This window comes from Leisingera sp. ABM4_060 (assembly GCF_056158765.1).
In genome coordinates this window covers 1,597,744-1,618,087 of sequence record NZ_JBSWTX010000001.1, presented here as the reverse complement: position 1 = coordinate 1,618,087, position 20,344 = coordinate 1,597,744, and the positions used below count along the sequence as shown (strand labels likewise).

The window sequence follows — 20,344 nt, the reverse complement described above, 5'->3', positions numbered from 1 at the left end:
ATATGACTGAAGCACTGCAAGAGCTTGGCGCCCAGATCGAAGCCAAACGCCCCGATTGTGTGGTGGCCTGGGATGTGTCCTTTGATGAACTGAACATCGACGTCACACCCTCGAACATCGCCGGTCTGGTGGAGTTCCTGAAATCGGACCCGAACTGCAAGTTTTCAACCCTGGTGGACATCACCGCGGTGGATTACCCCGAGCGCGGCAAGCGGTTCGACGTGGTCTACCACTTCCTGTCGATGTACCGGAACCAGCGCATCCGCCTGCGCGCCGCCGTGCGCGAGGATGAGATGGTGCCGTCGATCGTCGATGTGCACCCCTCGGCCAACTGGTTCGAGCGCGAAGTCTACGACATGTTCGGCATTCTGTTCTCCGGCCACCCGGATCTGCGCCGGATCCTCACCGACTACGGCTTCCGCGGCTACCCGCTGCGCAAGGATTTCCCGACCACCGGCTACACCGAGGTCCGTTATGACGAGGCGCAAAAGCGCGTGGTCTATGAGCCGGTGAAGCTGGTGCAGGAATACCGCCAGTTCGACTTCATGTCCCCGTGGGAGGGTGCCGAATACATCCTGCCCGGCGACGAGAAGGAGGGGGCGTGATGAGTTTTTGGTCTGCATTGGCCCACAATGTTCAAGCCTCCGACAAAATTCTGCTTTCCATCGCTGGGTTATCTGCAGGCCTCGGCTTGGTTGCTCCTTTCCGGACGGCAATGAAAGTTTCGGTTGGGGGCGTCTCGGCTCTGGGCGCCTTGTTCACAATCGTGATGGCTTCGGCTGGTGGTTTCATTTGGACTGCAATGAATGGGATGGCTGGGAAGCACGTCGGCGTTGAAGTCGGTTTTAGTGTAACTATGGCAGAGCTCTTTCCCTTGTTTGTGGTCGCTGTCGCACTGGCTGCAGCTGGTGCAGCCGCGGGAAGCACTGCACGTCAAGGAGCGCTGGCTGTCGTCAAAAAGCACGGCAGCAAATCCGGGGAGAACCAGAAATGATGGACGGCTCCAAATTTGACGACGGCAGCGTTGACGCGCTGAGCGGCGAGCAGAAGATCCGCAACTTCAACATCAACTTCGGCCCGCAGCACCCTGCGGCGCATGGGGTTCTGCGTCTGGTGCTGGAGCTTGACGGCGAGATCGTCGAGCGCTGCGACCCGCACATTGGCCTGCTGCACCGCGGCACCGAAAAGCTGATGGAAAGCCGCACCTACCTGCAGAACCTGCCGTATTTCGACCGCCTCGACTACGTGGCGCCGATGAACCAGGAACACGCCTGGTGCTTGGCCATCGAAAAGCTGACCGGTGTGGAGGTGCCCCGCCGCGGCCAGCTGATCCGGGTGCTCTACTCGGAAATCGGCCGCATCCTGAACCATCTGCTGAACGTCACCACGCAGGCGATGGACGTGGGCGCGCTGACCCCGCCGCTCTGGGGTTTTGAAGAGCGCGAAAAGCTGATGATCTTCTACGAGCGGGCCTGCGGCGCGCGCCTGCACGCGGCCTACTTCCGCCCCGGCGGCGTGCATCAGGACCTGCCCGACCAGCTGATCGACGATATTGAGGAATGGGCGATCGAATTCCCCCGCGTCCTCGACGATATCGACGGCCTCCTGACCGAAAACCGGATCTTCAAGCAGCGCAACTGCGACATTGGAGTGGTGACGGAGAAAGACATCCTGGAATACGGCTTCTCGGGTGTCATGGTGCGCGGCTCCGGCCTCGCCTGGGACCTGCGCCGCGCGCAGCCCTATGAATGCTACGACGAGTTTGAGTTCCAGATCCCCGTCGGCAAAAACGGCGACTGCTATGACCGCTACCTGTGCCGGATGGAAGAGATGCGCCAGTCGCTGTCGATCATCCGCCAGTCGATCCACAAGCTGCGCGAAGCCACCGGCGACGTGCTGGCCCGCGGCAAGCTGACCCCGCCCAAGCGCGGCGACATGAAGACCTCGATGGAAAGCCTGATCCACCACTTCAAGCTTTACACCGAAGGCTTCCACGTCCCGGCAGGCGAAGTCTACGCCGCCGTCGAGGCGCCCAAGGGCGAGTTCGGCGTTTATCTGGTGGCGGACGGCAGCAACAAACCCTACCGCTCCAAGATCCGCGCGCCGGGCTTCCTGCACCTGCAGGCGATGGACCACGTTGCCAAGGGCCACCAGCTGGCCGACGTCGCCGCCATCATCGGCACCATGGACGTTGTGTTCGGGGAGATTGACCGTTGAGGCTGGTTGGCGCGCTTCTTCTGTCAGTGCTTGGTTCAACTGCTTCCTCTCAGGAAGTGGGCGGTCAAGGTGAGGCTGAGGGCGTAGCGCAGTACCTTGTGGAAGCGGCAACGTCACCAGAATTCCAAGAGTTTCATTGCCGTGGCCTTTTGGACCGGGCTGAAATGGAAGTGGCTCGCGTTTTGAACGACTTAGACTACAGTTTGGTGCTTTCCGCCCGCGGAAAAGGCGGTGCCATCGGCAATGTTGAATGCCATCTCTCTTCGTCGAGAACGGTAACTAAAACCTATGAAGGTGTGAAAGACTGATGCTTCGCAGACTGCACCACGACCAACCCGACAGCTTTGCCTTCACCCCGGCCAACCAGGCCTGGGCCGAGGCGCAGATCACCAAATATCCCGAGGGCCGCCAGGCTTCCGCGGTCATTCCGCTGCTGTGGCGTGCGCAGGAGCAGGAAGGCTGGGTCACCAAGCCCGCGATTGAGCATATCGCCGACATGCTCGGCATGGCCTATATCCGGGTGCTGGAGGTCTGTTCCTTCTACTTCATGTTCCAGATGCAACCCACGGGTTCTGTTGCCAATATCCAGATCTGCGGTACCACGTCCTGCATGATCTGCGGCGCCGAGGATCTGGTGGCTGTCTGCAAGGAAAAGATCGCCGGGAAACCGCACACCCTGTCGGCGGACGGCAAATTCACCTGGGAAGAGGTCGAGTGCCTGGGCGCCTGCACCAATGCTCCGATGGCGCAGATCGGCAAGGACTACTACGAAGACCTGACCGTCGAGAGCTTTACCAAGCTGCTGGATGATCTGGCGGCCGGCAAGGTTGTCGCACCGGGCCCGCAGAACGGCCGTTACGCGGCGGAGCCGAAATCCGGCCTCACCTCGCTGACCGAGTTCGACAGCGGCAAGACGCAGTACAATGCAAGCGTGCAACTGGCGATGGACATCAAGGATGGCGTCAAGCGCATCCAGGGCGATGAAGTTCCGCTGCTGACCCCTTGGGTCGGCAAGGACGGTGTGGTAGCTGGCCGAGCCGCGGCGGATGCGCCGCCCAAGGCGCCGGAAGCTGCCCCGATGCCTGCGGCCAAACAGGCCGAAGCAGCCAAGAAGGCACCGGTCACCAAATCCGATGCGGTGGAATCCGCTTCGCCGGAAGGTGCTGCAGCAAGGGTCACCGAGGAAAGCCAGCCGGAGACCCTGAAGGAAGCCCGCGGCGGCCTGCCGGATGACTTGAAACTGCTCAAGGGCGTCGGCCCGAAACTGGAAGAAAAGCTCAACGAGCTGGGGTTCTTCCATTTCGAGCAGATCGCCGACTGGACCGAGGCCGAGGTGGCCTGGGTTGATGCGCGCCTCAAGTTCAAGGGCCGGATCGAACGCGACGGCTGGATCGAACAGGCCAAGCGGCTGCAGGTGGGCGATGAAACCGAATTCGCCAAACGGGCCAAGGACGAAGGCCTTTACGAAGAAGAAGACTGATAAGGGGCGGCCCAGCGGGGCTGTTCCTGGGTGATAGGGAACGGATGAGCAAGGAACAGGACCAGGCCATTGCAGCAAAGGGCCGGCACATCGCGCTTGTGATTGCCGGGACCATCAGCCTGTGGGTCGTGCTGTCGCTGTTCATCGGCCCCATGCTGGGGCTGCCGGGGCGCTTTGCGCTGCTGTTCGACTTCGCCGCGCTGGCAGGCATGATCTATGCCCTGGTCAACATATTTCAACTCTGGCGCATGCGCCAAAACAGCCAAAGGTAGGCACTTATGCTGAAGGATCAGGACCGGATCTTTACCAACCTCTACGGCATGCACGAACGCACCCTGGCGGGCGCCAAGGCGCGCGGCCATTGGGACGGCACCGCAGGGCTGATCGAAAAGGGCCGCGACTGGATCATTCAGACCATGAAGGACAGCGGCCTGCGCGGCCGCGGCGGCGCGGGCTTCCCCACCGGCCTCAAGTGGTCCTTCATGCCCAAGGAAAGCGACGGCCGCCCGGCATACCTGGTGATCAACGCAGATGAATCCGAGCCGGGCACCTGCAAGGACCGGGAAATCATGCGCCACGATCCGCACACGCTGATCGAAGGCGCGCTGATCGCCTCCTTCGCGATGAACGCGCATACCTGCTACATCTACCTGCGCGGCGAATACATCCGCGAGCGCGAGGCGCTGCAGGCTGCCATCGACGAAGCCTACGACCAGGGCCTCCTGGGCAAAAACGCCGCCGGCTCCGGCTGGGACTTCGATGTTTTCCTGCATCACGGGGCAGGGGCCTATATCTGCGGCGAGGAAACCGCCCTGATCGAGTCCCTGGAAGGCAAGAAGGGCATGCCCCGGATGAAGCCGCCGTTCCCGGCGGGCGCCGGCCTTTATGGCTGCCCGACCACCGTGAACAACGTGGAGAGCATCGCAGTTGTGCCCACCATCCTGCGCCGCGGCGCCGACTGGTTTGCGGGCTTTGGCCGCCAGAACAACGCTGGCACCAAGCTGTTTGCGATCTCCGGCCACGTCAACAACCCCTGTGTTGTTGAGGAGGCAATGTCGATCGGGTTCGAGGAGCTGATCGAAAAGCACTGCGGCGGCATCCGCGGCGGCTGGGACAACCTGCTGGCGGTGATCCCCGGCGGCTCCTCTGTTCCTTGCGTGCGCGGCGAGAACATGCGCGATGCAATCATGGACTTCGACTACCTGCGCGGCGAACTGGGTTCGGGCCTCGGCACCGCGGCGGTGATCGTGATGGACAAGCAGACCGACATCATCAAGGCAATCTGGCGCCTGTCCAAGTTCTACAAGCACGAAAGCTGCGGCCAGTGCACCCCCTGCCGCGAAGGCACCGGCTGGATGATGCGCGTCATGGACCGCCTGGTGAAGGGCGAGGCCGAACTGGAAGAGATCGACATGCTGTGGGACGTGACCAAGCAGGTCGAGGGCCACACCATCTGCGCCCTCGGCGACGCGGCGGCCTGGCCGATCCAGGGCCTGATCAAGAACTTCCGCGAGGAGATCGAAGACCGCATCAAGGCCCAGAAAACCGGCCGCATGGGCGCGATGGCGGCGGAGTAACCAGAGATGGAAGCTTTCGCCGCATATTCCCATGCTCTGGCTGCGCTGGTGATCTTTACCCTGATCATCCTGGCGCTGTCGCCGTTCTCGGCGCTGGCCAAACAGAAGGCAGGCCTCGCCCCGGGTGCCACGCCGGATGAGGATTATGCGGAGAAGGCCTACCGGCTGAACCGGGCCTATCTGAACGGCTGCGAGACCCTGCCAGCCTTCCTGACCGTGACGCTGGCGGCCATCCTGGCGGGGGCGATGCCGTTTTGGGTGAACTTCCTGGCGTCGCTGGCGCTGGTGTCGCGGGTGGTCATGATCCTGATCCACCTGCGCGGTTCCGGTAAACCGCATGGCGGCTTGCGGTCCGTGTTTTACGTGATCGGCTGGTCCTGCATGGGCGGCTTGGCACTTTTTGCTTTGGCAGCAGTGTTTTGAGCATTTTGAAGACATATCAACTGACGGGCCCGGCCAAGGGGCGCCGTAACGGGACTGCGGGAATGAAGCTCCTTCCTCTTGCCAGCATGCTGACCATGGCCGTTCTGGCCGCTTGCGGCAGCGCAACCAACAACCGCCCGCTCTATGACGGGGTGGCGTTCAAGGCAAAGGCCAAGCCGGTTGACAAAAAGACCAGCCGGGCTGTGTTCCAGGTTGAGATCAAAGGCGCGGACCGCTCTGTCCGCGGCGCGCGTGAGGCGGCCGCCCACGCTGGCACGACCTACTGCGTCACGAACTACGGCTCCTCAAACATTGCCTGGCTGGTTGACCCGGCCGACGAGGAAGCGCAGCTGACCCTCACCGATGGCCGCGCCAGCTTCCAGGGAACCTGCACCCCGTGAGCGGAATTCCGGCATATCTGGGCCGAAAGGCCGGTCTGCTATTGAATAGCAGCACTGTGCGCCTGCGCAGTGGGGCCTCCATACTGAAGGAGATCCCTGCCATGCGTGCCCTGATTGCCGCTGTCCTGTCCGTTTCTGTAGCCCTGCCTGCTGCGGCGCTTGCCAAACCGTCGCTGCGCGAGGTGCAGGAAATCGAAGACCCGCTGTTTGCCGTCGCTGTTGCCAAGGAAGTGTCCGATCACTGCGACCGCATCTCTCCGCGTTATCTGAAAGGGCTGGGTGAGTTGCGCAGGCTCAAGGCGCGGGCGAATGAACTGGGCTACACCGACGCGGAAATCCGCGCCTACATCGACTCAGATGCCGAGAAGGCCCGCATGCGCGCCAAGGGCGAAAAGCTGCTGGCCCAGAATGGCGTCTCATACGAACAACCGGAAACCTTCTGCGCCTACGGCCGCGCGGAAATCGAGAAGAAAAGCGCGATCGGCGTGTTACTGAGGGCGAAATAGACCATGTCTGACCTCCGCAAGATCAACATTGACGGAACCGAGATCGAGGTGGATGGGGCAATGACCCTGATCCAGGCCTGCGAGGAGGCCGGTGTCGAGATCCCGCGCTTCTGCTATCACGAGCGGCTTTCGATTGCCGGCAACTGCCGCATGTGCCTGGTTGAGGTCGTCGGCGGCCCGCCCAAACCCGCTGCTTCCTGCGCGATGCAGGTGCGCGACTTGCGCCCCGGTCCCGAAGGCCAGGCACCGCAGGTGAAAACCAACTCGCCGATGGTCAAAAAGGCCCGCGAAGGCGTGATGGAATTCATGCTGATCAACCACCCGCTGGATTGCCCGATCTGCGACCAGGGCGGCGAGTGCGATCTGCAGGACCAGGCGATGGCTTATGGCATCTCCGCGACCCGCTTCAAAGAAGCCAAGCGTGCGGTGGATGATCTGGACCTCGGCCCGCTGGTCTCCACCACCATGACCCGCTGCATTTCCTGCACCCGCTGCGTGCGCTTCACGACTGAGGTTGCGGGCATCACCCAGATGGGCCAAACGGGCCGTGGCGAGGATGCGGAGATCACCTCCTATCTGAACCAGACTCTGCAATCGAACCTGCAGGGCAATATCATCGACCTGTGCCCGGTTGGCGCGCTGACGTCGAAGCCTTACGCCTTTACCGCCCGTCCGTGGGAACTGACCAAGACCGAAACCATCGACGTGATGGACGCGCTTGGCTCGAACATCCGCGTGGATACCAAGGGCCGCGAAGTGATGCGCATCCTGCCGCGCAACCATGACGGCGTGAACGAGGAATGGATCAGTGACAAGACCCGCTTTGTCTGGGACGGGCTGCGCCGCCAGCGCTTGGACCGCCCCTATGTGCGTGTCGATGGCAAGCTGAAGCCTGCAACTTGGGGCGAGGCGCTGTCTGCGGCTGCTAGTGCCATGAAGGGCAAGAAGGTCGCGGGCCTGATCGGCGATCTGGTCCCGGTTGAGGCAGCCTTTGCCTTGAAGCAGCTGGTCGAAGGCCTGGGCGGTAAGGTGGAATGCCGCACTGACAACGCCCGTCTGCCGATTGACAACCGTGCGGGCTATGCCGGCACCGCCACTGTCGAGGACATCGACAGCGCCAAGTTCATCCAGCTGATCGGCACCAACCCGCGCGATGAAGCGCCGGTGCTGAACGCCCGCATCCGCAAGGCCTGGCTGAACGGCGCGCAGGTGGGGCTGGTTGGCCAGCCCGTGGACCTGACTTATGAATATGCCCATGTCGGCACCGGCCGTGCCGCGCTGGAAAGCCTGCTGGGCCGCGAATACGGCGCCGTCAAGGATGCGCCTTCCGTGGTGATCGTGGGGCAGGGTGCCCTGCGCGAAGCCGATGGTCTGGCGGTTCTGGCCGCGGCGCAGAAGCTGGCCGAAGACACCGGTTCCAAGCTCATGGTCCTGCACACAGCCGCCTCCCGCGTGGGCGCGATGGACATCGGCGCTGTGACCGAGGGCGGCATGGAGGCAGCCATCGACGGGGCAGAGGTGATCTACAACCTCGGCGCGGACGAGGTGGAAATCGACGCGGGCGCATTCGTGATCTATCAGGGCTCCCACGGCGACCGCGGCGCGCACCGCGCGGACGTGATCCTGCCGGGTGCCGCCTACACCGAAGAAAACGGGTTGTTCGTGAATACGGAAGGCCGTCCGCAACTGGCCATGCGCGCCAGCTTTGCACCGGGTGAGGCCAAGGAAAACTGGGCCATCCTGCGCGCGCTCAGCGCCGAAGCAGATGCCCAGCTGGGCTACGACTTGCTGGCGCAGCTGCGTCAGGCGCTGGTTGCAGAGGTTCCGCATCTGGCGCAGATCGACGAAGTGGCCGAAAAGGACGGCGCGCCGCTGGAGCAGGACAAACTCGGCAACGCCGATTTCCTGCCCGCGATCAAGGACTTCTACCTGACCAATCCGATTGCCCGCGCATCGCAACTGATGGCGGAACTGTCGGCAGGTGTGAAAGCCCGCGGAAACGAGGCAATGGCCGCCGAATGACCCGTTTCGCCCTCATAACACCCTTTCTGCTGGCTGCCTGCGCGATGGCGCCCGGCAGCGAAGGAGAGCGGCCCGCCCCGGTGTACGAAGGGGTGGAAACCAGCCTGCTGGAGGGCGATCTGGTGCAATTTCACGTGTCCATGCGCGGTCCGCGCAGCGAAGGCGACCTTGATGACTATGCGGAATGCGCCGCCGCGCAATACGCGCTGATCCGGGGCTACGGATTTGCGCGTCAGGTGCGCACAACATTGACACAGGCAGGGGGCAGCCGGACCGCGGATGCGGTTTATCTGATTTCGCCCTCTCTTCCGCGCGGCCTGCGCACCATCGACGCCGAAGTCGTGGTCGCGGATTGCGCGGCGAACGGAATACCCACGGTGTGAGGACCTATGGCTGATTTCTTTAACACTCCAGGCGGCATCGCTGTTCTGATCCTGGCGCAAGTGCTTGCAGTTGTTGCCTTTGTGATGATCTCACTGCTGTTCCTCGTCTACGGGGACCGCAAGATCTGGGCCGCGGTCCAGATGCGCCGGGGCCCGAACGTGGTGGGCGTTTACGGCCTGCTGCAATCGGTGGCTGACGCGCTGAAATACGTCGTTAAAGAGGTGGTGATCCCGGCCGGCGCCGACCGCACCGTCTTTATCCTGGCGCCGATGACCTCCTTCGTGCTGGCGATGATCGCCTGGGCGGTGATCCCCTTCAATGACGGCTGGGTCCTCTCCGACATCAACGTCGCCATCCTCTATGTCTTCGCGGTCTCCTCGCTTGAGGTTTATGGCGTGATCATGGGCGGCTGGGCGTCGAACTCGAAATACCCGTTCCTGGGCTCGCTGCGCTCCGCCGCGCAGATGATCTCCTACGAGGTTTCCATCGGCCTGATCATCATCGGTGTAATCATCTCCACTGGATCGATGAACTTCGGCGACATCGTGCGCGCGCAGGACGGCGATCTGGGCCTCTTGAACTGGTACTGGATCCCGCATTTCCCGATGGTCTTCCTGTTCTTCATCTCGGCGCTGGCGGAAACTAACCGCCCGCCGTTTGACCTGCCGGAAGCGGAATCGGAACTGGTTGCGGGCTACCAGGTGGAATACTCGGCCACCCCGTTCCTGCTGTTCATGGCCGGCGAATACATCGCCATCTTCCTGATGTGCGCGCTGACCACACTGCTGTTCTTCGGCGGCTGGCTGTCCCCGATCCCGGGCCTGCCCGATGGCGTCCTGTGGATGGTCGGCAAAATGGCGTTCTTCTTCTTCCTCTTCGCAATGGTAAAGGCGATCACCCCGCGCTACCGCTACGACCAGTTGATGCGCCTGGGCTGGAAAGTGTTCCTGCCGTTCTCGCTGGCCTGGGTGGTCTTCGTGTCCTTTGCCGCAAAATTTGACTGGTTCTGGGGCATTTTCGCCCGCTGGACCATGGGAGGCTAACTGATGGCGAACATCGACTACACACGCGCCGCCAAATACTTCCTGCTGCAGGATTTCTGGGTCGGCTTCAAACTGGGGCTGAAGTATTTCTTCGCCCCCAAGGCCACCCTGAACTACCCGCACGAGAAGGGCCCGCTGTCGCCCCGTTTCCGCGGCGAGCACGCGCTGCGCCGTTATCCCAACGGCGAGGAGCGCTGCATTGCCTGCAAGCTGTGCGAGGCGGTCTGCCCGGCGCAGGCGATCACCATCGACGCGGAACCGCGCGAGGACGGCAGCCGCCGCACCACGCGCTATGACATCGACATGACCAAATGCATCTATTGCGGCTTCTGCCAGGAAGCCTGCCCGGTGGACGCGATTGTCGAAGGCCCGAATTTCGAGTTCGCCACCGAGACCCGCGAGGAGCTGTTCTACGACAAGGAAAAACTCCTGGCCAACGGCGAGCGCTGGGAAGCCGAGATCGCCCGCAACCTGGAAATCGACGCGCCGTACCGATGAGCGATCCCAAGAACCCTTTTGAGGCCATGATGGCCCGGATGCAGGAACAAGCCCAGGAGATGGCAAAGGCGCTGAACCCGGCGCTGGAGAGCTTTTCTCCGAAAGGGTTCGAGGCCCTGTGGCCGACCATGCCCAAAGAGGTCATGGAAATGATGTTCGGCAACACCGTCAACAAGGACGGGCTGGATGCCAAGACCCGGCTGCTGCTGACACTGGCCGGGCTGACGATGCAGGGCGCACAGGCTGATTCAGCCGTGCGCCAGACCGTGCGCCACGCCCTTGCGGCCGGCGCCAAGAAACAAGAGATCGTGGAAACGATCGGACAGATGTCGGTCTTTGCCGGCATTCCGGCCATGAACCGGGCGCTGGATCTGGCGCAAGAGGCCATGGACGACAAAAGGGACGATGAGACATGAGCGTTTTTGCCTTCTACCTCTTCGCCATCAGCGCCATCACCGGCGGGCTGTTCACCGTGATCAGCCGCCAGCCGGTGCATTCGGTCCTGTGGCTGATCCTGGCCTTCCTTTCTTCGGCCGGGCTGTTTGTGCTTCTGGGGGCGGAGTTCGTCGCCATGCTGCTGGTCATCGTCTACGTGGGGGCAGTCGCGGTGCTGTTCCTGTTTGTGGTGATGATGCTGGACGTGGACTTTGCCGAGCTGAAGGCCGAGATGGCGCGCTACATGCCGCTGGCGCTGCTCATTGGCCTGGTCATCCTGATGCAGTTTGTGATGGCCTTCGGCGTCTGGGAAACCGCCCACAAGGCGCCTGAGCTGCTGGCCAACCCGGTGCCCGCCGACCGCCACAACACCGAGGCCCTGGGCCTCATCATCTATGATCAATATTTCCTTCTGTTCCAGCTGGCAGGCCTGATCCTGCTGGTGGCGATGATCGGCGCCATTGTGCTGACCCTGCGCCACCGCCAGGACGTCAAGCGCCAGGACGTGGTTGCTCAGATGATGCGCGACCCGGCCGCCGCGATGGAGCTCAAGGATGTGAAACCGGGGCAGGGGCTGTGAGCACATGATCGGACTTGAACATTATCTGACCGTCGCGGCGACGCTGTTCGTCATCGGCATCTTCGGGCTCTTCCTGAACCGCAAGAACGTGATCATCCTCTTGATGAGCATCGAACTGATGCTCCTGGCGGTGAACATCAACCTGGTCGCATTCTCCAGCTTCCTGGGCGATCTCGTGGGGCAGGTCTTTACCCTGTTTGTGCTGACCGTGGCCGCCGCCGAGGCCGCCATCGGCCTGGCGATCCTGGTCTGTTTCTTCCGCAACCGCGGCACCATCGCCGTCGAAGACGTCAACGTGATGAAGGGCTAAAGAAACATGGAAACCATCCTCCTCTTTGCCCCGCTGGTGGGTGCGATCATCTGCGGCTTCGGCCACAAGATGATCGGCGAGAAAGCCGCCACCGTGACCGCCACGGCGCTGCTGTTCCTGGCGGCGCTGCTCAGCTGGATCACCTTCCTGACCTTCGACGGGCAGACCGAGACCATCCAAATCCTGCGCTGGATTGAAAGCGGCACTCTGTCGACCGACTGGGCGATCCGCCTGGACCGGCTGACCGCGATCATGCTGATCGTGATCACCACGGTGTCCTCGCTCGTGCACCTCTACTCCTTCGGCTATATGGATCATGACCCGCAGTGGAAAGAGGGCGAGAGCTACAAGCCGCGCTTCTTTGCCTATCTGTCGTTCTTCACCTTTGCGATGCTGATGCTGGTGACCTCGGACAACCTGGTGCAGATGTTCTTCGGCTGGGAAGGCGTCGGCGTTGCCTCCTACCTGCTGATCGGCTTCTATTACCGCAAGCCCACCGCCAATGCGGCGGCGATGAAAGCCTTCATCGTCAACCGCGTCGGCGATTTCGGCTTTGCGCTGGGGATCTTCGGGCTGTTCTTCCTGACCGACAGCATCAACCTGTCTGACATCTTTGCGGCGGCCCCCACGCTGGCGGAAACCCAGGTCTCCTTCCTGTGGACGGAATGGAACGCGGCGAACCTGCTGGCCTTCCTGCTGTTTGTCGGCGCCATGGGCAAATCGGCGCAGCTGATCCTGCACACCTGGCTGCCGGACGCGATGGAAGGCCCGACCCCGGTGTCGGCGCTGATCCACGCGGCAACCATGGTGACCGCGGGCGTGTTCCTGGTCTGCCGCATGTCGCCGCTGATGGAGTTCGCGCCCGAGGCCGCCGCCTTCATCACCGTGCTGGGTGCTGCGACCGCGTTCTTCGCGGCCACCGTCGGCCTGGTGCAGAATGACATCAAGCGCGTGATCGCCTATTCGACCTGCTCGCAGCTGGGCTACATGTTCGTCGCGGCTGGCGTCGGCATGTATTCCGCAGCGATGTTCCACCTGTTTACCCACGCCTTCTTCAAGGCGATGCTGTTCCTTGGCGCCGGTTCGGTGATCCACGCGATGCACCACGAGCAGGACATGCGGAACTACGGCGCGCTGCGCAAGAAGATCCCCTATACCTTCTGGGCGATGATGATCGGCACGCTGGCCATTACCGGCGTCGGCATTCCGCTCAGCGGCTGGGTTGGTTTTGCGGGCTTCGTCTCCAAGGACGCGATCATCGAAAGCGCCTATGCAGGCGGCTCTATGTTCGGTTTCTGGGCACTGGTGATTGCAGCCTTCATGACCTCTTTCTACTCCTGGCGCCTGATCTTCCTCACCTTCTATGGCGAGGCGCGCGGCGACAAGCACACCCATGACCATGCGCACGAGAGCCCCTGGACCATGCTGTTGCCTCTTGGCGTTCTGTCGCTCGGAGCCATCTTCTCAGGCATGCTGTGGTACAGCAGCTTCTTCGGCCACGCCGATCAGGTCGGCAAGTTCTACGGCATCCCGGTGGCGGAGGCCGCAGCGGAAGCGCATGGCGAAGACACAGGCCACGGTGAAGAAGCCGCCCATGGCAGCGAAGGCGAGCATCACTATGTGTTTGCCGGCAAGCCGGGCGAGGGCGCGCTGTACATCGCACCGGACAACCACATCCTGGAGGATGCCCATGCGGCGCCGAAATGGGTGAAGCTGTCGCCGTTTGCTGCCATGGTCGGCGGTCTGATACTGGCACTGTGGTTCTACATCTGGAACCCGTCGCTGCCGAAACGCCTGGCCGAGCAGCAGCGCCCGCTGTATCTGTTCCTGCTGAACAAATGGTACTTTGACGAGATCTACAACGTGATCTTCGTGAAACCGGCCGTGGCCATTGGCCGCTTCTTCTGGAAACGCGGCGATGGCAACACCATTGACGGCTTCCTCAACGGCCTGGCCATGGGCGTCGTGCCCTTCTTCACCCGTCTCGCCGGACGCGCACAGTCCGGGTACATCTTCACTTATGCCTTCTGGATGGTGCTGGGCATTGCCGCCCTGGTCACCTGGATGTCGATCGGCGGAGGAGCGCACTGATGGACAATATTCTTCTGTCGGCCGTCACATTTATCCCGGCATTGGCAGCTCTGCTGTTGGTCGTGTTCATGCGAGGTGATGATAAGGCTGCGCAGCGCAATGCGAAATTTGCGGCACTTTTTGCCACCACAGCCACCTTTCTGGTGAGCATCGGAATCTATACTCAGTTCGATCCGGCCAACACTGGCTTTCAAATGGTTCACGAGAAAGAGTGGATCTTTGGCCTGAAATACAAGATGGGCGTCGACGGCATCTCGGTGCTGTTTGTGCTGCTGACCACCTTCATCATGCCGCTGACCATCCTGGCCAGCTGGTCGGTCACCGACCGGGTGAAGGAATACATGGTGGCCTTCCTGCTGCTGGAGACCCTGATGCTGGGTGTCTTCATGGCGCTGGACCTGGTGCTGTTCTACCTGTTCTTCGAGGCTGGCCTCATTCCGATGTTCCTGATCATCGGCATCTGGGGCGGCAAGGAGCGGATCTACGCCTCCTTCAAATTCTTCCTCTACACCTTCTTCGGCTCGGTTCTGATGCTGGTGGCGATGGTCTTCATGTATGTGGATGCCGGCACCACCGATATCGAGACCCTGCTGACCCACAGCTTCTCGGCCGCGTCCTTTGACGTGCTGGGGCTGCATATTGTGGGCGGCGCGCAGACGCTGATGTTCCTGGCCTTCTTTGCCTCCTTCGCGGTGAAGATGCCGATGTGGCCGGTGCACACCTGGCTGCCGGATGCCCACGTGCAGGCGCCGACCGCGGGTTCCGTGGTGCTGGCGGCGATCCTGCTGAAAATGGGCGGATACGGCTTCCTGCGTTTCAGCCTGCCGATGTTCCCGGTCGGCGCCGATGTGATGACTGATGTGGTCCTGTGGATGTCTGCCATCGCCGTGGTCTACACCTCGCTGGTGGCGATGGTGCAGGAGGACATGAAGAAGTTGATCGCCTATTCCTCGGTTGCGCACATGGGCTTTGTCACCATGGGCATCTTTGCCGCCAACCAGCAGGGCATCGATGGCGCCATCTTCCAGATGCTGTCGCACGGCTTCATCTCCGCCGCGCTGTTCCTCTGCGTCGGCGTCATCTATGACCGCATGCACACTCGCGACATCGACGCCTACGGCGGGTTGGTGATCCGGATGCCTGCCTATGCGCTGGTCTTCATGTTCTTCACCATGGGCAACGTCGGCCTGCCGGGCACGAGCGGATTCGTCGGCGAATTCCTGACCCTGATGGGCGCCTTCCAGAAAAACACCTGGGTCACCGCAGTGGCGGCAACCGGCGTGATCTTCTCGGCCGGCTACGCGCTGTGGCTCTACCGCCGGGTGGTCTTCGGCGACCTGATCAAGGGCAGCCTGATGGGCATCAAGGACATGTCCGCGCGCGAGCGCTTCGTCTTTGCACCGCTGGTCGTGATGACCCTGTTGCTGGGTGTCTACCCATCGCTGGTCACCGACATCATCAGCCCCTCGACCGAGGCGCTGATTGCTAACTTCAACCAGTCTCTGGCTGCTGCGGACACTGCGCCCGCCGCGACCCAGATTGCTTCGCACTAAGGGAGCATCAGGCAGATGATCCAAGCTGATCTTACTGTAATCCTGCCAGAGATCGTTCTGGCGCTTTACGCCATGGGCGCGCTGATCGGCGCGGTCTACACCGGCAAGGACAAGCTGGCGGTGCCGCTGGTCTGGAGCACCGCAGCCCTGCTGGCGGTGATCGCGATCTGGATCGGCACCTCCGGCGCCGGCACCCAGACCGCCTTCAACGGCATGTTCATCGACGACGGCTTCTCGCGCTTTGCCAAGGTGGCGCTGCTGCTGGGCGCCGCCGCGGTGCTGCTGGTCGGCCAGGACTATATGGCACGCCGGGGCATGCTGAGGTTCGAATACCCGATCCTGGTGGCGCTGGCGGCCGTCGGCATGATGATGATGGTCTCCGCAGGCGACCTGATGGCACTGTACATGGGGCTGGAGCTGCAGTCGCTGTCGCTTTACGTTGTGGCCGCCATGCGCCGCGACAGTGTCAAATCGACCGAGGCGGGCCTCAAGTACTTTGTGCTGGGCGCGCTGTCCTCGGGCCTGCTGCTGTACGGTGCCTCGCTGGTCTACGGCTTTGCCGGCACCACCCAGTTCGCGGGCATCATCCAGGTGGCCGAACAGGGGCACATGTCCATCGGCATGCTGTTCGGCCTCGTGTTCATGATCTCCGGCATGGCGTTCAAGGTTTCGGCGGTTCCCTTCCACATGTGGACCCCCGACGTCTATGAGGGCGCGCCGACCCCGGTCACCGCTTTCTTTGCCACCGCGCCGAAAGTGGCCGCGATGGGCCTGTTCGCCCGCGTTCTGTTTGACGCTTTCGGCGGCGCCATCTCTGACTGGCAGCAGATCATCGTGGTGCTGTCGGTGCTGTCGATGTTCCTGGGCGCCATTGCGGCGATCGGCCAGCGCGATATCAAACGCCTGATGGCCTTCTCGTCGATTGCCCACATGGGCTATGCGATGATCGGCCTGGCCGCGGGCACCGAAGCCGGCGTCACCGCCATGCTGGTGTACCTCGCAATCTACGTCACCATGAACATCGGTACCTTCTCTTTCATCCTGATGCTGGAGAAAGACGGCAAACCGGTGACCGACATCCTGGCCCTGAACCAGTTCGCGTCGCGCGAACCGGGCAAGGCGCTGGCGGTGCTGATCCTGATGTTCTCGCTGGCAGGTGTGCCGCCGATGCTTGGCTTCTTTGCCAAGCTGGGTGTCTGGAAAGCCGGTGTGGACGCGGGCCTGTTCGGCCTGGTCGTGGCCTCTGCCATCGCTTCGGTCATCGGTGCGTTCTACTACATCCGCATCGTCTTCTATATGTACTTTGGCACTGGCGAGGATGATGTCGAGGCAAAGGGCTCACCGGTCCTGACCGCCGCCCTGATGGCCTCCGCTGCGATGATGCTGGTGGGCGTGGTCTATCAGTTCGGCATTGACGGCGCCGCCGCTGCAGCCGCAGCAACCCTTGTAAATTGATCTGCTTTTCAGCAGGCTAAGGAGGCCCGGTCTTGCGACCGGGCCTTTTCGCACTTAAGGAGCGCGCATGAGCTGGCCAGCAGGATACGGAAAACGGGTGCTTGCCGAGGTCGACAGCACCCTCAACGAGGCCGCCCGCATCGCCGATGATCTGGCAGGCCCGGAATGGATTCTGGCGCTGCGCCAGACCCAGGGGCGCGGCCGCCGCGGCCGCGACTGGAAAGACCCCAAAGGCAACTTTGCCGCCACCCTGGTGATGCGCCCCGAAGGTGCCCCGGATCAGGCAGCCCTGCGCAGCTTTGTGGCGGCCCTGGCGGTTTATGATGCCTGCGTCGCGGTCACAGGCCGAAGCGAGGGTCTGTCGCTCAAATGGCCCAATGACGTGCTGATGAAGGGCGGCAAGCTGGCCGGCATCCTGCTGGAGAGCGCCGGCCGCGGGCAGGGGGTCAATCACCTGTTTGTCGGCATCGGCGTCAACCTGGTGGAAACCCCAATGCAGGAGTGGCTGGAACCCGGCGCCGTCTACCCGGTGTCGCTGATGGCGGAAACCGGCGTGCAGGTCGATCCGGAAACCTTCCTGGAAGCCGTGGCCAAGGCCTTTGCCCGCTACGAGCAGCAGTTCGCGACCTACGGGTTCGAGCCGATCCGCACCGCCTGGCTGGACCGCGCCGCCAAGCTGGGCGAGGTGATCACCGCCCGCACCGCTGCGTCAGAGACCGAAGGCACCTTTGAAACGGTGGACGCCAGCGGCAACCTTGTCCTAAACACCGCCAAGGGCCGCGTCAGTATTCCTGCCGCGGACATCTATTTCTAGGAAGGGGCAGCGATGCTTCTGGCAGTTGACTGCGGCAATACAAATACGGTCTTCTCGATCTATGACGGTGAGAAGTTCATCGGCCTGTGGCGCACCGCGACCGAATGGCAGCGCACGGCGGATCAGTATTACGTCTGGCTCAGCACCCTGATGAAACTGCAGGGGATTGAGGCCAACATCACCGATATGATCATCTCCTCGACTGTGCCGCGGGTGGTGTTCAACCTGCGTGTGCTGGCCGACCGCTACTTTAACACCCGGCCCCTGGTGGTGGGCAAACCTGGCTGTCTGCTGCCGGTTGCCGTGCGCGTGGACGAGGGCACGGCTGTTGGTCCCGACCGGCTGGTCAACACCGTCTCGGGTTTTGACCAGCACGGCGGCAACCTGATCGTGGTGGATTTCGGCACCGCCACCACCTTCGACGTGGTGGCCGAGGATGGCGCCTATATCGGCGGCGTCATTGCCCCGGGGGTGAACCTCAGCCTCGAAGCCCTGCATCAGGCAGCCGCCGCGCTGCCGCATGTGGATATTTCCAAACCCGGCAATGTCATCGGCACCAACACCGTTGCCTGCATGCAGGCCGGCGTGTTCTGGGGCTATGTCGGCCTCGTCCGCGAGATCTGCACCCAGATCAAGGCAGAGCGCGGCGTGCCGATGAAAGTGATCTCGACAGGCGGGCTGGCGCCATTATTCCAGCAATCTGCCGATCTGTTTGATGCCTTTGAGGACGACCTCACCATGCATGGCCTGCAGATCATCCATAAATACAATAAGGAAAACGGAACTGACGTATGAGCAGTGAAAGATTGATCTACCTGCCCCTCGGCGGGGCGGGTGAAATAGGCATGAATGCCTATGTTTACGGCTATGGGGCCCAGGACAAGGAACGCCTGGTCCTTGTCGACCTGGGCGTGACCTTCCCCGATATGGACACCACCCCCGGCGTCGACCTGATCATGCCTGACATCACCTGGCTGAAAGAGCGCGCGGACCGGCTGGAGGGGATCTTCATCACCCACGGCCACGAGGACCACATCGGCGCCATCGCGCACATGTATTCCAGCCTGAACGTGCCCATCTATGCGCGCGCCTTCACCGCCAACCTGGCGCGCCGCAAGATGGAGGAGGCGGGCCACGATCCGGCCAACGTCCATACGGTCGAGGCTTGGCCGGAAGTCACCAAGCTTGGCCCCTTCACCGTCGGCGTGGCCCCGATGAGCCATTCGATCCCCGAAAGCGGCGCTCTGGTGATCGACAGCCCGGCAGGCCGGGTGGTGCATACCGGCGACTTCAAGCTGGACCCGGCTCCGCTGGTGGGCGAACCCTTTGACCCGGAGATGTGGGCGGAGATTGCCAAGGGTGGCATCCAGGCGCTGGTCTGCGATTCCACCAATGTGTTCTCGCAGCATCCGGGCCGCTCGGAATCCGAGCTGCCGGAGGAGATCACCAAACTGATTGCCGAGGCCAAGGGCATGGTGGCGGCCACCACCTTTGCCTCCAACGTGGCGCGGGTGAAAACCCTGGCCGAGGCCGGTGCGCGCGCCGGGCGCTCGGTGGTCCTGCTGGGCCGGGCCATGCGCCGGATGATCGAGGCGGCGACCGAGACCGGCGTGCTGCTGGACTTCCCCAAGGTGGTGAGCCCTGAGGATGCGGGCGACATCCCGCGCGACAACCTGATGCTGATCACCACCGGCAGCCAGGGCGAGCGCCGCGCCGCCACCGCCCAGCTGGCGCGCGGCAAGTACCGCGGGCTTGAGCTGAAAGAGGGGGACACTTTCCTGTTCTCCTCCAAGACCATTCCGGGCAACGAGAAGGGCGTCATTCGCATCATCAACCAATTCTCCGAGAAGGGCGTGGATGTGGTCGATGACAGCTCTGGCCTGTATCACGTCTCGGGCCACGCCAATGGTCCGGACCTGGAGGTGGTTCACAACCTGCTGAAGCCGAAGATGCTGATCCCGATGCACGGCGAGCACCGCCACTTGCGCCAGCACGCCCGCCTGGGCGAGGCCAAGGGCATCCCCAGTGCGGTTGTTGTGAACGGTATGATGATGGATCTGTCCGGCGATGCCCCGAAGGTGACCGAATGGATCGAGACCGGGCGCACCTATCTGGACGGTTCGGTCAAATACGGCGCGATGGACGGCATCGTGCGCGACCGCATCCGCATGGCGCTGAATGGCCATGTGGTGGTGACGGTGATCCTGGACGAGGATGACGAGCCGCTGGGCGAGCCCTGGTGCGACCTCAAAGGCCTGGCCGAGACCGGCACCTCCAACGCGGCGCTGGTCGAGGTTCTGGAAGAGGACCTGAACCAGTTCCTGATGCGGGCAGGTGCCAAGACCCTGCGTGATGACGACAAGCTGGAGCAGGAGCTGCGCCGCATCACCCGTCAGACGGCACAAGCCGAAATTGGCAAGAAGCCCGAGGTCACGGTAATCGTCAGCCGCATGCGCTGACGCCGGCCGGGCAGGGCGGCACTCCCGCCCGGCCCAAGCTGCATCAACAGATGCAGCAGGCCCGTTGGGCCCGGCGCCGCGCGCCCTGCGGGCCCG

Annotated in this window: 23 protein-coding genes; all 23 read left to right on the top strand. The window is 62.5% G+C overall.

Annotation, left to right across the window (positions count from 1 at the left end; genetic code table 11):
• Positions 1-2 precede the first annotated feature (2 nt).
• The 23 genes from ACXAEH_RS08050 to ACXAEH_RS07940 all read left to right on the top strand — a co-directional run bounded on the left by ACXAEH_RS08050 (position 3) and on the right by ACXAEH_RS07940 (position 20,248).
• On the top strand, positions 3-605 hold the full coding sequence (locus ACXAEH_RS08050; protein ID WP_475031942.1) for an NADH-quinone oxidoreductase subunit C: 603 nt from the start codon (positions 3-5) through the stop codon (positions 603-605).
• Positions 605-994: a hypothetical protein gene (locus ACXAEH_RS08045; RefSeq protein ID WP_475031941.1), complete on the top strand. Its 390-nt coding sequence runs from the start codon at positions 605-607 to the stop codon at positions 992-994. Before ACXAEH_RS08050 ends, ACXAEH_RS08045 begins: the two co-directional genes overlap by 1 nt.
• The gene (locus tag ACXAEH_RS08040) at positions 994-2,217 is read left to right on the top strand and encodes an NADH-quinone oxidoreductase subunit D (protein WP_475031940.1); all 1,224 of its coding nucleotides are present in this window, start codon (positions 994-996) and stop codon (positions 2,215-2,217) included. Before ACXAEH_RS08045 ends, ACXAEH_RS08040 begins: the two co-directional genes overlap by 1 nt.
• Complete coding sequence (locus ACXAEH_RS08035) at positions 2,214-2,525, top strand: hypothetical protein (protein ID WP_475031939.1); 312 nt, start codon at positions 2,214-2,216, stop codon at positions 2,523-2,525. Before ACXAEH_RS08040 ends, ACXAEH_RS08035 begins: the two co-directional genes overlap by 4 nt.
• Positions 2,525-3,697: an NADH-quinone oxidoreductase subunit E gene (locus ACXAEH_RS08030; protein WP_475031938.1), complete on the top strand. Its 1,173-nt coding sequence runs from the start codon at positions 2,525-2,527 to the stop codon at positions 3,695-3,697. Before ACXAEH_RS08035 ends, ACXAEH_RS08030 begins: the two co-directional genes overlap by 1 nt.
• Before the next feature lie 44 nt (positions 3,698-3,741).
• Complete coding sequence (locus tag ACXAEH_RS08025; RefSeq protein WP_039125924.1) at positions 3,742-3,969, top strand: DUF5337 domain-containing protein; 228 nt, start codon at positions 3,742-3,744, stop codon at positions 3,967-3,969.
• 6 nt (positions 3,970-3,975) lie between these two features.
• Entirely contained in the window at positions 3,976-5,274 is a 1,299-nt protein-coding gene (nuoF, locus tag ACXAEH_RS08020; protein ID WP_475031937.1) for an NADH-quinone oxidoreductase subunit NuoF, read from the top strand.
• Between the two features lie 6 nt (positions 5,275-5,280).
• A complete protein-coding gene (locus ACXAEH_RS08015; RefSeq protein WP_475031936.1) occupies positions 5,281-5,697 on the top strand; it encodes an MAPEG family protein in 417 nt (138 codons plus the stop codon).
• Positions 5,698-5,759: 62 nt separating this feature from the next.
• The gene (locus ACXAEH_RS08010) at positions 5,760-6,098 is read left to right on the top strand and encodes a hypothetical protein (RefSeq protein ID WP_475031935.1); all 339 of its coding nucleotides are present in this window, start codon (positions 5,760-5,762) and stop codon (positions 6,096-6,098) included.
• 101 nt (positions 6,099-6,199) lie between these two features.
• Positions 6,200-6,604 (top strand): DUF5333 domain-containing protein, encoded by a 405-nt coding sequence (locus ACXAEH_RS08005; RefSeq protein WP_475031934.1) that lies wholly within the window; start codon positions 6,200-6,202, stop codon positions 6,602-6,604.
• 3 nt (positions 6,605-6,607) lie between these two features.
• Positions 6,608-8,626, top strand: coding sequence for an NADH-quinone oxidoreductase subunit NuoG (gene nuoG, locus ACXAEH_RS08000; protein ID WP_475031933.1), 2,019 nt, complete (start codon positions 6,608-6,610; stop codon positions 8,624-8,626).
• Positions 8,623-9,009 (top strand): hypothetical protein, encoded by a 387-nt coding sequence (locus ACXAEH_RS07995; protein WP_475031932.1) that lies wholly within the window; start codon positions 8,623-8,625, stop codon positions 9,007-9,009. Before nuoG ends, ACXAEH_RS07995 begins: the two co-directional genes overlap by 4 nt.
• A 6-nt stretch (positions 9,010-9,015) precedes the next feature.
• Complete coding sequence (gene nuoH / locus ACXAEH_RS07990) at positions 9,016-10,053, top strand: NADH-quinone oxidoreductase subunit NuoH (RefSeq protein WP_475031931.1); 1,038 nt, start codon at positions 9,016-9,018, stop codon at positions 10,051-10,053.
• A 3-nt stretch (positions 10,054-10,056) separates the two neighbouring features.
• A complete protein-coding gene (gene nuoI / locus ACXAEH_RS07985; RefSeq protein WP_039163235.1) occupies positions 10,057-10,551 on the top strand; it encodes an NADH-quinone oxidoreductase subunit NuoI in 495 nt (164 codons plus the stop codon).
• Positions 10,548-10,967, top strand: coding sequence for a carboxymuconolactone decarboxylase family protein (locus tag ACXAEH_RS07980; RefSeq protein ID WP_475031930.1), 420 nt, complete (start codon positions 10,548-10,550; stop codon positions 10,965-10,967). The genes nuoI and ACXAEH_RS07980 overlap by 4 nt, the downstream gene beginning before the upstream one ends.
• Complete coding sequence (locus ACXAEH_RS07975; protein WP_475031929.1) at positions 10,964-11,566, top strand: NADH-quinone oxidoreductase subunit J; 603 nt, start codon at positions 10,964-10,966, stop codon at positions 11,564-11,566. The genes ACXAEH_RS07980 and ACXAEH_RS07975 overlap by 4 nt, the downstream gene beginning before the upstream one ends.
• A gap of 4 nt (positions 11,567-11,570) precedes the next feature.
• Positions 11,571-11,876, top strand: coding sequence for an NADH-quinone oxidoreductase subunit NuoK (gene nuoK / locus ACXAEH_RS07970; protein ID WP_008553673.1), 306 nt, complete (start codon positions 11,571-11,573; stop codon positions 11,874-11,876).
• Between the two features lie 6 nt (positions 11,877-11,882).
• A complete protein-coding gene (gene nuoL, locus ACXAEH_RS07965) occupies positions 11,883-13,967 on the top strand; it encodes an NADH-quinone oxidoreductase subunit L (protein ID WP_475031928.1) in 2,085 nt (694 codons plus the stop codon).
• A complete protein-coding gene (locus tag ACXAEH_RS07960) occupies positions 13,967-15,520 on the top strand; it encodes an NADH-quinone oxidoreductase subunit M (protein ID WP_475031927.1) in 1,554 nt (517 codons plus the stop codon). Before nuoL ends, ACXAEH_RS07960 begins: the two co-directional genes overlap by 1 nt.
• Before the next feature lie 15 nt (positions 15,521-15,535).
• Positions 15,536-16,975, top strand: a complete 1,440-nt coding sequence (gene nuoN, locus ACXAEH_RS07955; RefSeq protein WP_475031926.1) for an NADH-quinone oxidoreductase subunit NuoN — start codon at positions 15,536-15,538, stop codon at positions 16,973-16,975.
• Between the two features lie 67 nt (positions 16,976-17,042).
• The gene (locus tag ACXAEH_RS07950; RefSeq protein ID WP_475031925.1) at positions 17,043-17,789 is read left to right on the top strand and encodes a biotin--[acetyl-CoA-carboxylase] ligase; all 747 of its coding nucleotides are present in this window, start codon (positions 17,043-17,045) and stop codon (positions 17,787-17,789) included.
• Between the two features lie 12 nt (positions 17,790-17,801).
• Positions 17,802-18,584, top strand: a complete 783-nt coding sequence (locus ACXAEH_RS07945; RefSeq protein ID WP_475031924.1) for a type III pantothenate kinase — start codon at positions 17,802-17,804, stop codon at positions 18,582-18,584.
• Positions 18,581-20,248 (top strand): ribonuclease J, encoded by a 1,668-nt coding sequence (locus tag ACXAEH_RS07940; RefSeq protein ID WP_475031923.1) that lies wholly within the window; start codon positions 18,581-18,583, stop codon positions 20,246-20,248. The genes ACXAEH_RS07945 and ACXAEH_RS07940 overlap by 4 nt, the downstream gene beginning before the upstream one ends.
• The last annotated feature ends 96 nt before the right edge of the window (positions 20,249-20,344 follow it).